We start from the raw sequence: 14,245 nt of genomic DNA, 5'->3' as shown, positions 1-14,245 counted from the left end.
CAGTTCTATATCTTTTAAACTCCAGCGGATATGTGCCTTCATTTTGTCTACAAAGCCTTTGCGGTTTCTTTTTTTCGTGGAGATTTCTCCATAACGGATAATTATATGATCAAATTTCATTTTGCAACCCTCATTATTTTTTCTAAATTAGCGACTATTTTCTGTATCGCCGCCAGAACTTGCTTTGCTTCTTCCATTTCATTGCCATAGGTAGTACTGATCCGGATGACGCTTTCGGAACGGGCTGAATTATGGAACATCGCATCCACCGTTTTGCTTACCGTCCTTTTTTTCGAAGAACAGGCACTGGTCGTCGAAACATATATTCCTTCCGATTCAAGTGCATGCAGCAATACCTCGGATTTAAGCCCCGGAACGGAAAAATTCACAATATGGGGTGCACCCTCTTCAGGACTGTTAACCATTACCCCGTCCATTTCCATCAAACCTTTATATAAATATGCTTTGATTTGCTGCAGCTTATCATGATACAGCAATTGATTGTTCATACTAATACGCAAAGCCTTCGATAGGGCGACGATTCCTGCAACATTTTCGGTGCCGCTCCTGATTTTCGTTTCTTGATTGCCGCCATGGAAAAGCGGATCGACCCGAACGCCTTCACGAACATAAAGGATGCCCGTCCCCTTCAAGCCGTGAACCTTATGGCCGGAAATTGTACATAAATCCACATTGGCTTCGCGCAATGATAACGAAACTTTGCCTGTTCCCTGTACATTATCGACATGAAAGAGCACGTTTGGGTATTGTTTTAACAATTTGCCAATTTCAGCAATCGGCTGTATCGAGCCAACTTCATTATTAACATGCATGACGGAAACCAAAATGGTATCTTCCCTCAATGCTTCCTTAAGATCCGTTACATCAATTTGCCCACATTCGTTAACGGGAAGATACGTGATCTCATAGCCCATTTTCGTCAATGATTGGCATGCATCTTCTACAGAAGGATGTTCAACCGCTGTCGTGATTATGTGTTTGCCGCGATTTCCCTGAGATTGGGCGGCCCCTTTGATGGCAAGATTATTTCCTTCCGTCCCCCCGGAAGTGAAATATATTTCCGAACTCTTCACCCTTAGTAAATCAGCGACCTGCTTTCTTGCAGCAGAAAGCAGTTTTTCGGATTGCACCCCAAGTCCATGAAGCGAAGAGGGGTTCCCGAAATAGTCCGAAGTAACCTTCATGAATGATTCGATTACTTCGGGATATGGTTTTGTTGTTGCACTATTATCAAAATAAATCATGGGTTCACCTTCCATGTTATTGTATCTATGATGGTCACTCTACTGAATATAAGTTTCAATGTTGCTGTTGCAACTTCTAATATTAACATAATTGAATTTGAAAGAGAATGTAAAACACTGGTCCACTGAAATGATAGGGGACCTGCTTCTTTTTAGTCCCGCAGAACGATTTACCTTCCTGCCTAGTCTATTTCAGGTTCCTGTAAAAGAAAAAACCCGCCATGGCGGGTTTTTTAGGAAAGGACTTCTTCTATGTTCGCCCCGATTTTTCGTAAACTGCCTGGGTCGACCTTTTCTATGGCCGTGGCTGCCGTTTCCAATGCAGCTTGATATTCGTAACTTCGGAATTTGGCCTCGGCCTCCCTAAGGCTCTCGGCTACCATATCGTGACTGCTGCGATAGCGATTTCCGAATTGGATCACCTTTTCGGCCAAATACATATGTTCGATCAATTCATTGGCTTTTTCGTGGACCCTATTCACCTGTTGAACCGCCTTTTCCAAGTAAATATATACAGCGGCCATGTCAAGCGGCTTTTCTTCAAGTTTCCCCTGAACGTCGTCCATGCTTTCTTTGGCGTCCTGAAGCACCACTTTATACTCTTCTGGAAGACCTGGAATATTGCTTTTTGCAATTAAACGTCCAGTATCGACCATTTTGCGCTTCAATTCGGCCAATGCATCCCTGGCATCCATTTCATCTTTTCGTAAAGCCTGTAATTTAAGGGTAAAGTCTTTCTGATTTTCCTGTAATTCCTTCAACTGTTCCGCCAGTCCCTGCATCTCTTCGCTGATAAGGGAGCTTGCCATCACATTATCCTCCATTTTCAAGACAAGCAATTGATGGCGTTTCGAAATCTGGGCAATCTGCTTTTCCATTTTCCGTTGTGCATCAAGCTCATTTTCCGTCAAATGATAGGTGTGTTGAACATGTATGGTTTCAACTTTAAGTTTATCGTTTTCATATTCAAGGTCACTTAACGTTTTTCTAAGAACTTCATCATTTTTCAAGATATACTGTTTTGAAAGTACTTCTTTTTCCAAAAGGTCATAAAGAACCTCGATGCTTTCGCGCATTTCTTTAATGCCTTTTTCCACTGCTTCCGTTTCTGCATTGTCCAATTGTGTTTTATATAGTTCCAGTTCTTCCTCAAGCCGTGATATTTCCTGTTCGAATTGGATATGGCTCAACAGATACCCTTGTCCTGACATCTCCTCATAACCATCCTTCAATTCCTGAAGCTGGGAATGCAGCTCTGATTGGCTATCCACCAATAATTTTGGGAGCATTTCCATTTTAACTGACAGAACCGCCAATTTTTCCTTAATGGATAGAACAAGCTCCCTCGCATTCAAATAATTGCCGTTCACGGTCTCTTCTTCATACTTCTGGAGGATTTGCAATACTTCATCCAAGGAATTTTCCAGCTTATCAGCCGCTTTCCCATAATTATGCCTGTGCGCAAGCAGGGATTTCTTCAATTGACGGTAGGATTCTTTGATATCCTCAATTTCCAATCGATTCTTTTCCTCACTGCCTACGAGTTCATTCAGTTCATATAAGATCTTTTTGATCATTTCCTCGATTTCATTCAGCTTGACTGTAATTTTGCGCTGTACCTCTTTTGATCGGCTGAAACGGTATTTATCGACGAATTCCTCGGCATCGAATAAAAGCTCTTCGACTTCGGGCATATGATCCGTAATGATGGCGTCCCATTCAATTCGCCAGTTTTCGAACATTTCCTCTGTTTCACCTGTCATGTTCAATTGTTTGACTTTAGAAAGCTCTTCCAGCACGGGGCGGTGCGTGATGCTTATTTTCCAGGATTCCAGTCGATCGATTTCTTTAAAATATCTCTTTTTGAAAAAATAACCCCAAATGATGAAAATCAAAATTAATACAATTACCCCAATTATGTAATCCATGGTAAGCCCCCTGTTCTAGTCCTTACAGTCTTGCTCGTTTATATATCAATTTTAAAAATGTTAAATTTAATGCTTTTATGATACCATGTTAGCAATAATTTTTGACGAGAAAAATGATTTTTTTGTAGAAAATTGCTACAAATACCTGTTTTTTGGGAGGGAAGAACCATGAAAGCTGACGGTCATGTGCACACTCCGTTTTGCCCACACGGCTCTACGGATAAATTCGATGAATATATTACGCGGGGAATCGAGCTAGGATTAAAGGAAATCACATTTACGGAACATGCTCCATTGCCAAGAAATTTTCAAGATCCTACGCCTGAAAAAGACAGCGGCATGGACGCTGCCCTGCTCCTGGATTACTTTCAAGAGCTCCGCGTACTAAAAGAACGCTATAAAGACAAGATCCTGATCAAAACAGGCCTGGAGGTTGACTTTATAGAGGGGTATGAAAATGAAACAAAAGCATTCCTCGACGAAATCGGAGAATTCCTTGATGATAGTATACTTTCCGTCCACTTCATCAAGCATCAAAACCGTTGGCATTGCATCGATTTCAGCGATGATGGGTTTAGTGAGATTGCCAATGAACTAGGTTCAGTGGAATCGGTTTATACCAAATATTACGATACATTGGAAAAATCAATAGAAGCTGATTTAGGCATATATAAACCAAAACGGATCGGGCACATTACACTTGTCCATAAATTCCAGCATCGATATCCGCCGGCATCAAATTTTGACGAGCGGGTTTACAAGGTTCTCGATATGATCAAGGATCAAAAGTATGAACTGGATTATAATGGAGCCGGGCTTGTAAAGCCGCTATGCGGTGAGCCCTATCCCCCTGAACGATTTGCAAAACGTGCAATAGATCTCGGCATTCCGCTTATTTACGGTTCCGATGCCCATCAGGCTAAAGATTTGGGTCAGGGCCATCAGGCACTGATTGCAGGGTATAAAGGATAACTCATGTATACACTTCAGGCCGGCCGGCTAACAGTGGCTGGAAGTCTCCGGCATTGAAAAGGGTATCTTGCAGAAAACGTCCGACTTCATTGGCATAAATATTCGTGTAATAGGCTTCCTGCGGGAAGACGTGAAGCACCTCCATCGCATAATGGGTATGCAGGACAGGGGCCGTCAATAAACCCTTCAACTGCAGCATATACATGGGAACGGATACTTGCTGGAAACTCCTGCTCTTGATTCCTTGTTCCAAAATATATTGAAAATAAGACTTTTCCTTAGTAAAATAAGTCGAATGAATTTCGCGGTTTAAATTGGAATCTAGTGAAGATTCCCCATATATGAACCGTGCAGCAAGGAAGTTTTCCCTTTGGAAAGCGAGAATATCCTTTACAAGATTCATCAAGCAATGTTGCGGGCCTTTAAGTTCGAGCAATGTCATGTTCTTCTCAAGGACCAGGATATACTCTTCTAAATAGGAAATGAAACAGAATTCCAGCAACCCCTGTTTATTCTTGAAATAGTAGGCAATATTTGCAGCGTTCACTTTCGCTTTATTTGCAATATCCCGTATTGATGTAGCATGATAGCCTTTTAAATGAAATAAATGCAATGCAGCTTCCACAATGGCTTGTTTCGTTGGCGTCTGGCGATTCATTCAGGCAATCCCTCGCTTTCTTTGAGACAAGTCTTGTGGACTACTTCTTCACGGAAGAGCCTGAATCCTTTAGTAATTTCTCGACAATTTCCCAACAATAAAGCATCATGATTAGATAGTGCTGTAAAAATATGCGGAAGACAGGTGAACGCTTTTGTTTAATGTCGAAATGTATCAAGGAAAAAAAGAAAAAAACTATGAACTGGTCCAAAAACAACTACTTGCCTTAATCGAAGATGAAACGAACCGGATAGCAAATTTAAGCAATGCGGCAGCTTTACTTAATCTGTTTCTCGATGAGATTAACTGGGTAGGTTTTTATTTATATGAAGAGGGCCAATTAATTCTAGGACCCTTTCAAGGTCTTCCAGCCTGTGTCCGCATTCCAATGGGCAAGGGCGTATGCGGGACTTCAGCTGCAACCGAAACAACCCTGCGCGTAGAGGATGTCCATCAATTCCCTGGACATATCGCCTGCGATGCGGCATCAAGATCTGAAATTGTCATACCGCTCATGAAGGATGGCAAATTGCTCGGTGTCCTCGATATCGACAGCCCGATAACGGACCGTTTTGATGAAATGGATCAGCAAGGACTGGAGAAGTTCGCTGAAATCCTTTCCAATCATCTATAATGTAAAAGGGAGCGGCAAACCTTGCCTGCTCCCTTTTACATTACTTGTACATGTACCCGTTCCGTCCTGAAATCAGCGACCCTTTTGACATTTTCAGCAAAGGAACAGGATTGAACCACACCCATGGCATAGGCACCCAAGAAATGTCTCAAACCATCTATAATTTTTGGATTCATTACCTCATTGCACTTACAATGGAAAAGACCTTTCTATAAATTGCATTTTATTAATATATTGTCTTTCCTCCTGTGATTCTCTTTATCCATTCCTTAATTAATCACAACTGCCCTTGACTCATTGAGCAGAATATTATACAATACTCCTTGTGTAAAATATTGCAGCCTATGTGACAGCCTTTATGTTCTCATTTTGTTCCTCAATACAGAGGTGTATCTCGTAACTCTCTGCTGCTAGGGCGAAGGTACATGAAAACAAAATGGTCATGATCGTACATTCACACGGTTTTTATTTTACCAAAATAAAAACATTTAAAGGAGGAGTCATCCTATGGCTCGTTATACTGGCCCAAGCTGGAAACTATCCCGTCGTTTAGGAATTTCCCTAACAGGTACTGGTAAAGAATTAGAAAAACGCCCTTATGCTCCAGGACAACATGGTCCTAACCAACGCAGAAAAATTTCTGAATACGGAATGCAACTGCAAGAGAAACAAAAACTTCGTCACATGTACGGAATCACTGAACGTCAATTCCGTTCAATGTTCGACCGCGCTGGCAAACTTAAAGGTGTTCATGGTGAAAACTTCATGATTCTTCTTGAATCACGTCTTGACAACCTAGTTTACCGTCTTGGTTTAGCTCGTACACGTCGTCAAGCACGTCAACTTGTTAACCACGGTCACATCACTGTAGACGGAGGCCGCGTAGACATTCCATCTTACAAAGTGTCTCTTGGACAAACAATCGCAGTTCGTGAAAAATCACGCAACTTCTCAATCATCAAAGAATCAGTTGAAGCAACTAACTTCGTTCCTGATTTCCTTACTTTCGATGCTGAGAAATTAGAAGGTACTTTCACTCGTTTACCAGAACGTTCTGAATTGCCTGCTGAAATTAACGAAGCTCTTATCGTTGAGTTCTACTCTCGTTAATAACTTCAAAAAAGCCCATCCTTGGATGGGCTTTTTTTTGCACCTAAACACCTTTGCATGACAAAGCCCGGCTGGGATTCAGCCGGGCTTTGAATTATCATTTCACTAATGTGTATTTCTTCTTGCCGCGACGAACGAGGATGAACTCCCCTTCAATCTTGGCAGCTTCCGTCACTACATATTGCAGATCAGTCACTTTCTCCCCATTTATGGAGATTGCCCCATTCTGAATATCCTCACGGGCTTGACGCTTGGATGGCGAAATTTTCGCTTCTACGATTAAATCGACCAAACCGATATCTTCTTTGCTTTCACGTTCGAAGCTAGGGACATCTTTAAAGCCCAATTTGATTTCCGCTGCACTTAAATTCTTCACCTCACCGCTGAATAGGGCGGCAGAGATTTTGATTGCTTGGTCTAGAGCTTCCTGACCATGAATCAAACGGGTCATTTCTTCCCCTAATGCTTTTTGCGCTTTACGCAAATGCGGTTCGGTCTGTACGGATTGCTCTAACTCTTCAATCGCCTCACGAGATAGGAATGTGAAGAATTTCAGGTATTTCACAACATCAGCATCGGCTGTATTGATCCAGAATTGGTAAAATTCATACGGAGTCGTCTTTTCCGGGTCAAGCCAAATCGCTCCGCCTTCCGTTTTACCGAATTTCGTCCCATCCGCTTTCGTTACGAGCGGGATCGTCATACCGAATGCTTTAGCATTCTCATCATTGGATTTCCTGATCATTTCAAGACCGGTCGTAATGTTGCCCCATTGATCACTGCCGCCAATTTGCAATTTACAGTTGAAATTGCTGTATAAATGACCGAAATCTATTCCTTGTAAGATCGTGTACGCAAATTCAGTAAAGGAAATCCCCGTATCCAAGCGGGAAGCAACCGTATCTTTTGCCAGCATGTAGTTAATGCCGATGTATTTCCCGTAATCACGCAAGAATGTAACCATATCGATTTTACCTATCCAGTCATAGTTATTGACCATGACCGCACCATTATCACCGTCGAATTCAAAGATGTGGGATAGCTGCCCTTTTATGCAGTCTGCATTATAAAGCACTTTTTCCAGTGTTTGCAGCTGGCGTTCCTCTTTTTTACCGCTTGGATCACCGATAAGTCCAGTCGCACCGCCTACTAGCACAAGTGGACGATGACCGTGCTGCTGGAAACGGCGCAATGTCAAGAATGGCAATAAATGTCCGATGTGCATACTATCCGCAGTTGGATCGACACCACAGTATAAAGAAATCTTTTCTTTTTCTAAAAGGTCCTTAAAACCTTCTTCATCCGTTTGTTGATAAATAATCCCTCTCCACTCGAGGTCTTTAAGCAATTCCATTAAATATTCCTCCTTCATCTTAGAAAAAAACCGCAAAAAACACACAAAAACGCCCCTTCATAAATATGAAGGGACGAATGAATTCGCGGTACCACCCAACTTGAGGACATAATCTGCCCTCCGCTCAAGACGAATAACGGTCGTCAACCGTTTCCTGCTACTAATCATTTCACAGCAAATGCTCCAGGAAGTAATTCATCATACCATTTGTACCGATTTCCACTAACCACCGGCTCTCTGAAACAGGGATAGTCTGACTACTGGGTCCTATCATCGCGATCATTTCATCATTTTATTGTTGTTAATAAACTTTTATCATACATAAGAATCCTTGTCAACATTACCCTTACAGATTATAGAAAAATAAGAAAGATGCCCTTTCCCCTACCTGTTATATGCTATAATATATGTGATTTCAGGGGGTATGATACGATGATTAATAATCAAAAAGATAGATTTCAAACTGTCTGGAAGCAGCTGACCCGCTTTTTTCAAAATGAAAAAACACAAAAGAACGCGCGGGTTACATACCAAGTCATTTGGAATTTAACGCTGATCCTCATTATTGTCGGGATCCTAGGATTCTCATTCGCCGGCGGCGTCGGAGCCGGCTATTTCGCTGCCCTCGTCAATGATGAGCCAGTACGCTCAAAAGAAGATTTGAAAAAAGACATTTACAATTATGAAGAGACCTCTGAGGTATACTTTGCAGATGAAGTATACTTGGGCAAGCTTAAGAGTGACCTTGAGCGTGAAGAAGTGTCCATCGATAAAGTTTCCGAGTATCTTAAAAATGCAGTCATCGCTACAGAAGATGAGTATTTTTATGAGCATGACGGGGTTGTCCCAAAAGCTATCCTGCGTGCCATTTACCAGGAATTTACGAATGCAAACGTCCAATCGGGAGGAAGTACATTAACACAGCAGCTCATTAAAAACCAGGTCCTGACCAACGAGGTTTCATTTGAACGGAAAGCAAAAGAAATCCTGCTTGCGCTCCGGGTCGAAAAGTTCTTTGAAAAAGAAGAGATTTTGGAAACCTACTTAAACGTCTCCACTTTGGGACGAAACTCTTCTGGCCGTAACATTGCTGGAGTCGAGTCCGCCGCTGAAGGTATTTTTGGCGTGGAGGCCAAAGATCTCACACTGCCCCAATCAGCGTTTATCGCTGGATTGCCGCAAAGCCCTTTCGGATATACACCATATACCCAGAAAGGTACACTGAAAGAAAATCAAGAGCCCGGCATAAACCGGATGAAAACCGTTTTAAAGCGGATGTATAGTAACGGATACATAAAAAAAGAAGAGTATGATCAAGCAGTCGCATACGACATAACAAAAGACTTTATCGGCAAAACGGAGATGCCATCCGAGAAATATCCATGGCTCACCTATGAAATCGAAAAACGCTCCATCGAAATCCTTTCTGTCAGTCTGGCAAAAGAAGATGGATATGAAGAGAAAGATTTAAAGAATGATGATTTAAAAGATCAATATGTTGCACTTGCCGATCGTAAGCTGCGTCAAAACGGCTATCAGATCTATACGACGGTCAATAAAAAGATATATGATAAAATGCAGGAAGTAACGAAAAACTATCCGAATTACGGATACGATAAAACGGCACAAGTCGTCGATCCTGATACGAAAGAAATGAAAACGGTGAGTGAGCCCGTTGAAGCCGGGGCCATTCTAATCGAAAATAAAACAGGAAAAATCATCAGTTTCGTAGGTGGCCGTGATTTCAAACGGGAACAGACGAACCATGCTACCGCATCACTGCGATCAAACGGATCAACGATGAAGCCGCTGCTCGTATATGGCCCAGGGATCGAGTTAGGAAAAATCTCACCTGGAAGCGTATCGGCAAACGTACCCATTTCCATCCCAGCAGGAAAAATGTGGCGTCCAGGAAACTATGGCGGCGGAAGCTATACGGGAGTAACGACAGCCCGGGAGGCACTGAAGAATTCCTATAACATCCCGGCAGCGCTCTTTTACAAGAAAATAATCAACCTGAGCCCTGCTTCCTATTTGGAGAAAATGGGATTCTCCACCGTGACGAAAGGGGATTACTCCAATCTTGCCATGTCATTAGGTGCCATGGACAAAGGTGTAACCGTTGAAGAAAACGTCAATGCGTTTGGCACATTTGCCAATTCAGGGGAGTTCATCGATGCTTATATGATCGATAAAATCGTATCGAAAGATGGCAAGGTCATCTATGAACATAAAGTGAAGCCAGTGGAAGTATTTTCTCCGCAAGCCGCATACCTGACGCTTGATATGATGCGTGATGTCGTAAACAGCGGGACGGCAGCTTCGGTCAGGAACCGACTCGCTTTCTCAAGTGATTGGGCAGGTAAGACCGGAACTTCCCAAAACTATTGGGACGCTTGGTTCGTCGCTACCAATCCAAATGTTTCATTCGGTACATGGCTTGGATATGACACACCGAAATCCTTGCAAGGGACCTATAATGGTCTGGAATATAATAAACGTAATATGTATTATTGGGCAGATCTGATCAATGCCGCATACAAGGTCGATCCTAAACTCATCGACCCCGATAAGCGATTTGAAATGCCGGGCGGAATTGTCAGCCGTTCCTTCTGTGGCGTTTCAGGACTGCTGCCTTCAAGTGCATGCCAAAAGGCAGGTCTTGTAAAATCAGATTTATTCATCGCCAAATATGCTCCATCCAGGGCGGATGATAGTTTCATAGATGGACAATATGTATCAGTCGGCAGCAAACGCTACGCAGCCCTTCCGCAAACGCCTGGCGAATTCACAAGCGGCGGGTTCATGTTGAATCCCGATTCCTATGCAGATATCGGTTTGGAATATGTCGATGACCCGGGATCCGTGATTCCTGGAGGCGAAAAATCAGGAAATGTCGTCGGGGCGAAAGCGAAATTGAATGATAATGGCAAAGCACCAGATCCCCTATCCATAACGATCAGTAACGATAAGATTACATGGGGCTTGCATCATGAAGGAGATGTCGTCGGTTATCGTGTCTATAAAGACGGCAAAAAAGTGGCGAGCATCAATGCTGGCGGGAGTCTTGTTTACAAAGTCGGCTCAGGAGGTTCCTATTACGTAACGGCCGTAGACATAGTCGGTAAAGAATCAGCCCCTTCTCAACGTGTTGAAAGCGGCGCTAAAAAGACAGGTTCAAAAGAAGATTCCGCAAAAAATAAAGGTGATCGCGGAAAAGATAAAGTAGCTAACGAAGATAAAAAACCGGACTCAAAAGAAAAGAACGGTTCGGATAAAGATAAAGAGAAAGATAAAGAACCAGAAAAAGAAACGAATAAAGTTAAAGAGCCAGCTCAAGACAAAGCTCAAAACAAGGAAAATACAGATAAAGAAATTCAAGAGACCGACAAAGATCAAGAGACAGTCAATGATAAAGAGACAGTCAATGATAAAGAGAAAGAAACGGATAAAGCTGAAGAAGAGGAAGAATGACACTCTTTCTTGAACTAAAACAGGCTGTCGGGCGAACCCGACAGCCTGTTTCCTTATAATCTCCCAAAAAGGCATCCATGAAAGGGACAATGGATGCCTTTTCCTTTTCATTAATCAGCACGGCTCAGTTTCTCAATCCTCCATCGATGATAAATCACCAGTTGGCAAATCAAGTTCCCAAGCTTTCAGGACACGGCGCATGATTTTACCGCTTCTTGTTTTAGGAAGTTTATCCCTGAATTCAATTTCACGAGGTGCCGCATGTGCTGCTAGACCATGCTTTACAAATGTACGAATTTCCTCAATCAACTCATCGTTTGCATCGTATCCGTCACGAAGGGCGATAAACGCTTTGATAATTTCCCCCCGAACCGGATCCGGCTTACCGATGACCCCCGCTTCAGCTACGGCAGGATGCTCGACCAACTTGCTTTCCACTTCGAAAGGTCCGACTCTCTCCCCTGCCGTCATGATGACATCATCAACACGGCCTTGAAACCAGAAATAACCATCTTCATCCATATATGCGGAATCTCCCGAAACATACCAATCACCTGGCATAAAGTAAGATTCATATTTCGCTTCATTCTTCCAGACGGTCTTCATCATCGATGGCCAACCTTTCTTGATGGCAAGGTTCCCCATTCTATGCGGCGGAAGCTCGTTGCCTTGATCATCCACTATCGCCGCCTTCACACCAGGAATCGGTTTGCCCATCGAACCCGGTTTGATTTCCAGGCAAGGATAATTGCAGATGACCTGAGCCCCGGTCTCCGTCATCCACCATGTATCATGGATACGATGATTGAATACCTTCATTCCCCAGCGCACCACTTCCGGATTCAACGGTTCACCGACACTTAAGATATGGCGGAGAGTGCTTAAATCGAACCGCTTAACGATTTCGTCACCTGCGCCCATCAGCATCCTGAAGGCCGTCGGGGCACTATACCATACCGTGACACCAAAGTCCTCCAAGGTCTTGTACCAGGATTCAGGCTTGAACCGCCCGCCTACAATGACATTCGAGGTTCCTGTCAGCCAAGGTCCAAAAATCCCGTAAGACGTCCCTGTCACCCATCCAGGGTCCGCTGTGCACCAATACACATCCTCATCCTGCAAATCAAGGACCCACCTTGCCGTTTGATAATGCTGGATCATCGCATTATGGACATGAAGCACTCCTTTTGGTCTGCCTGTGGAACCGGAGGTATAGTGAAGAATCAGACCGTCATTCCGATCCACCCATTCAATATCGAAATCTTTGTCGGCTTCTTTTAATTTTTTATTGAAGTGATGGTACTTTCCTTCTTCTTTTATATTTTCCCCCACCAAGAAAATATGCTTTAAATGGGGTAGCTCATCCACTGGGACGCGCGGCAATAGTTCAGGTGTCGTCACAATCACACTTGCCTCACTATCTTCAAGGCGATCCCTTATTGCGCCTTCCATGAAGGCTTCGAACAACGGCCCAACGACCGCTCCCGTTTTAATCGCACCCAACAATGCAAAATAAAGCTCCGGGGAGCGAGGCATGAAGATGAAAACTCGATCACCTTTTTCCACATTTGCAATGTTCTTGAACACATTGGCCGCTTGATTCGTATAATCTTTCATTTCCTTGAATGTATACTTTTCATTTCTTTTATCGTCTTTGTAATAAAGGGCTATCTTATTCTTTTTGTATGTTTCGGCATGGCGGTCGATGGCTTCATATGCAAGATTCACTTTACCGGTTTCAGACCAGGAGAATTCCTTTTCCGTCTCAGACCAGTCAAACTTCTTGTATTTTTCATCATAATTCTTTAAATTAAAATTACCTTCCACTACTGGCAACGCTTTCACATTCATACGACAAACTCCCCCTTCATTCGGCTCTATATTTTTATTATAGTATAAAAAGACAATTTTCTCAATTTTTAAAATATTAAGAGCTTCCATATTAGGGAAAATCCTGCTTGCTGAATTTTGAGAATGACAAGTATGGTAGAGTTAAGGTGAATTCATGTTGATGGCTGGGAAAGAGGAAGCACTGTAACAAAAGATTCATATATGTGTTGAACTTTCTAAATTATGCCCCTTGTTTTTATGTATAATTTATTTAAGCTTTCCATTCGGTCAGTTTTTAAAAGCAACGCTTCTTTTACTCCGGAATGCCAGAGTGTAAGATTACTACATAACAAGGGTGGTGAAAGAATGGAATATAATAAGACCTTTTATACTAAAGAACTGCAGACATCGAGCGGGACGCTCATCATCGAAGGTCCGTTGAATGGCGAAAAGATGTCCGGTTATGGGTTTCACGAAGATTTGGTCGCCTTTCGCCCGCCTGCTTTGCAGCATAAAGCGTTAATAGAGATTGCAGACTTGCCTGAGGGCAGGATCTTCATCGCCCGTGAAAATGAAACGATCGTGGGGTATGTAACTTACTTATATCCCGATCCCTTGGAGCGCTGGTCGGAAATTAAGATGGAGGACCTGATTGAGCTTGGCGCAATCGAGGTCATCCCTAAATACCGGGGTGCCTCCGTCGGGAAGAACCTGATCCGCCTTTCCATGGAAGACGATTCGGTTGAAGACTTCATCATCATCACCACTGAATACTATTGGCATTGGGATTTGAAAGGGACAGGCCTGAATATTTGGGATTATCGCAAAGTCATGGAGAAAATGATGAGTGCGGGTGGCTTGGTCTACTTTGCAACAGATGATCCTGAAATCAGTTCCCACCCGGCCAACTGCCTGATGGCCCGTATCGGCAAAAGAGTCCCGCCTGAATCCATCCAGAAGTTCGACCAATTGCGTTTTATGAATCGATTTATGTATTAAAGAGGCGAATAAGAGGAGGAA

General features: G+C 43.0%; 12 protein-coding genes and 1 other annotated feature. Of the genes, 5 read left to right on the top strand and 7 right to left on the bottom strand.

Annotated elements, in window-relative coordinates:
* From ACFVSH_RS09250 to ezrA, 3 genes are all read right to left on the bottom strand, one after another.
* Nucleotides 1–120 (bottom strand): hypothetical protein (locus ACFVSH_RS09250; RefSeq protein ID WP_387705724.1); only part of this gene is annotated, 120 nt, incomplete at its 3' end.
* Nucleotides 117–1,265, bottom strand: a complete 1,149-nt coding sequence (locus ACFVSH_RS09245; protein WP_387705720.1) for a cysteine desulfurase family protein — start codon at nt 1,263–1,265, stop codon at nt 117–119. The genes ACFVSH_RS09245 and ACFVSH_RS09250, both read right to left, overlap by 4 nt.
* Nucleotides 1,266–1,498: 233 nt before the next feature.
* Nucleotides 1,499–3,193: a septation ring formation regulator EzrA gene (ezrA, locus tag ACFVSH_RS09240; RefSeq protein WP_387602353.1), complete on the bottom strand. Its 1,695-nt coding sequence runs from the start codon at nt 3,191–3,193 to the stop codon at nt 1,499–1,501.
* 168 nt (nt 3,194–3,361) lie between these two features.
* Between ezrA and hisJ the strand changes: the two genes are divergently transcribed.
* Complete coding sequence (gene hisJ, locus ACFVSH_RS09235; RefSeq protein WP_387602351.1) at nt 3,362–4,165, top strand: histidinol-phosphatase HisJ; 804 nt, start codon at nt 3,362–3,364, stop codon at nt 4,163–4,165.
* Between the two features lies 1 nt (nt 4,166).
* Here the strand turns inward: hisJ and refZ are convergent, their stop codons facing one another.
* Nucleotides 4,167–4,823 carry a forespore capture DNA-binding protein RefZ gene (gene refZ, locus ACFVSH_RS09230; RefSeq protein ID WP_387705718.1) on the bottom strand — a complete coding sequence of 219 codons (657 nt, stop codon included), beginning with the start codon at nt 4,821–4,823 and terminating at the stop codon, nt 4,167–4,169.
* A 154-nt stretch (nt 4,824–4,977) separates the two neighbouring features.
* On the opposite strand from refZ, the gene ACFVSH_RS09225 reads away from it, so the two are divergent.
* Entirely contained in the window at nt 4,978–5,457 is a 480-nt protein-coding gene (locus ACFVSH_RS09225; protein WP_260285446.1) for a GAF domain-containing protein, read from the top strand.
* Between the two features lie 35 nt (nt 5,458–5,492).
* Here ACFVSH_RS09225 and ACFVSH_RS09220 read toward each other — a convergent pair whose 3' ends face one another.
* Complete coding sequence (locus ACFVSH_RS09220; RefSeq protein ID WP_387602343.1) at nt 5,493–5,633, bottom strand: hypothetical protein; 141 nt, start codon at nt 5,631–5,633, stop codon at nt 5,493–5,495.
* 331 nt (nt 5,634–5,964) lie between these two features.
* Between ACFVSH_RS09220 and rpsD the strand changes: the two genes are divergently transcribed.
* On the top strand, nt 5,965–6,567 hold the full coding sequence (rpsD, locus tag ACFVSH_RS09215) for a 30S ribosomal protein S4 (RefSeq protein ID WP_260285447.1): 603 nt from the start codon (nt 5,965–5,967) through the stop codon (nt 6,565–6,567).
* A gap of 97 nt (nt 6,568–6,664) precedes the next feature.
* Here the strand turns inward: rpsD and tyrS are convergent, their stop codons facing one another.
* On the bottom strand, nt 6,665–7,921 hold the full coding sequence (gene tyrS, locus ACFVSH_RS09210; protein WP_192206077.1) for a tyrosine--tRNA ligase: 1,257 nt from the start codon (nt 7,919–7,921) through the stop codon (nt 6,665–6,667).
* A 66-nt stretch (nt 7,922–7,987) separates the two neighbouring features.
* Nucleotides 7,988–8,204 (bottom strand) — a binding site (T-box leader).
* A 149-nt stretch (nt 8,205–8,353) separates the two neighbouring features.
* Between tyrS and ACFVSH_RS09205 the strand changes: the two genes are divergently transcribed.
* Nucleotides 8,354–11,395, top strand: a complete 3,042-nt coding sequence (locus ACFVSH_RS09205; protein ID WP_387705716.1) for a transglycosylase domain-containing protein — start codon at nt 8,354–8,356, stop codon at nt 11,393–11,395.
* Between the two features lie 132 nt (nt 11,396–11,527).
* Here the strand turns inward: ACFVSH_RS09205 and acsA are convergent, their stop codons facing one another.
* The gene (gene acsA / locus ACFVSH_RS09200; protein ID WP_387705714.1) at nt 11,528–13,246 is read right to left on the bottom strand and encodes an acetate--CoA ligase; all 1,719 of its coding nucleotides are present in this window, start codon (nt 13,244–13,246) and stop codon (nt 11,528–11,530) included.
* Nucleotides 13,247–13,591: 345 nt separating this feature from the next.
* Here acsA and ACFVSH_RS09195 point away from each other — a divergent pair, with 345 nt between their 5' ends.
* Nucleotides 13,592–14,224 carry a GNAT family N-acetyltransferase gene (locus tag ACFVSH_RS09195; protein WP_387705712.1) on the top strand — a complete coding sequence of 211 codons (633 nt, stop codon included), beginning with the start codon at nt 13,592–13,594 and terminating at the stop codon, nt 14,222–14,224.
* The last annotated feature ends 21 nt before the right edge of the window (nt 14,225–14,245 follow it).

It is taken from the genome of Peribacillus sp. NPDC058002 (assembly GCF_042886655.1).
In the GTDB taxonomy this organism is placed as follows: domain Bacteria; phylum Bacillota; class Bacilli; order Bacillales; family DSM-1321; genus Peribacillus; species Peribacillus aracenensis.
Note: the sequence above shows the minus strand (reverse complement) of the source record. Positions and strands in the feature narration are given on the sequence as shown.